Raw genomic sequence first — 1154 nt, 5'->3', positions numbered from 1 at the left:
CCTTCGGCATCCGACAGGCAGGCCGAGCCCAGCCCGTGCTTGGCCGCGAATTTCTCGTGCTTGGCGACGGTGCCTTGCTGATGCCCAGCACCGTCACGCCGGCGTCGGCGAAGGCCCCGGCCAGCGCGGTGAAATCCTTGCCCTCGGTAGGTGCAGCCGGGGGTGTCGTCCTTAGGGTAGAAGTAGAGCACCACCGGCGCGGGACGCAGCGCCGAGAGCGTGATTTCGCCACCGCCCGCCGCGGGAAGGGTGAAATCGGGCGCTATGCTGCCTTCGGAGGGGAGGGACATGGTCTGGACCTTTCTTGCCGTGTCGTGTCGGCTTCCATATTAGGCACCGGGGGCGCAGAATGAAAATCCGCCTTTCCCGCAGTTTCGACAAAAGGCCCCGATGACCGCATCCTCCCCCGAAGAGGCCCCGCGCCAGGCCGCGGTCCAGCCGGCCGCCACGCCCCCGCCGTCGCCACCGCCCCCGCCGTCGCCACCGCGCCCGCCCCGGCGTCCGCTGAGGGCGCTCGCCCGGCTGCTGATGCTGGTGCTGCTGCTGGCCCTGCTGGGCACCGGGGCCTGGACCGCACGCATGGTGCTCTCGGGGCAGCCTCTGCCGGCGCCGGACTGGCTGCGCGACCGCGTCGTGGCCCGCATCGAGGCGCAGAGCCCGGGGCTCTCGGTCGCCTTCGACAGCCTGTCGCTGGTCTTCGAGGACGGTTGGCAGCCCCGGGTGCGCATGGGCGAACTGGACCTGACGCTGCCGGGCAGCGGGGCGCGGCTGCGGCTGGATCAGAGCACGGCGCGGCTGGATGGCGCCGCCCTGCTGCGCGGGCGGATCGAGCCGAGCGAGATCACCGTCTCGGGCGCGCAGCTGCGTCTGCGCCGGCGCGCCGATGGCAGCTATGACCTGATGGCCCGCGCCCCGGGCGGCGATCGCGCCCTGGCCGATGCGCTGGACGAGCTGAAGCAGACGCTGCTGCGGCCCGAACTGGCCCGGCTGCACCGGATCGAGGGCCTCGGCCTGACGCTGATCTACGAGGACATCCTGGCAGACCGCCGCTGGTCCGCCGACGGCGGCCGGCTCAGCCTCGAGCGCAATGGCGAGGCGCTGGTCATCCGGGGCGATGTCTCGCTTCTGGGCGGGCACAGCTATGCCACGCTGAT

Annotated in this window: 1 protein-coding gene and 1 pseudogene; one reads left to right on the top strand and one right to left on the bottom strand. The window is 72.1% G+C overall.

The window, feature by feature from the left end:
* A partial coding sequence (locus OS124_RS26655; protein WP_010141173.1) for a redoxin domain-containing protein occupies nt 1-290 on the bottom strand: 290 nt, incomplete at its 3' end.
* 100 nt (nt 291-390) lie between these two features.
* On the opposite strand from OS124_RS26655, the pseudogene OS124_RS25135 reads away from it, so the two are divergent.
* A pseudogene (locus tag OS124_RS25135) lies at nt 391-1154 on the top strand (hypothetical protein); the annotation flags it as partial.

Origin of the sequence: Oceanicola sp. S124 (assembly GCF_000220565.1) — a bacterium.
In the GTDB taxonomy this organism is placed as follows: Bacteria; Pseudomonadota; Alphaproteobacteria; order Rhodobacterales; family Rhodobacteraceae; genus Pseudooceanicola.
Note: the sequence above shows the minus strand (reverse complement) of the source record. Positions and strands in the feature narration are given on the sequence as shown.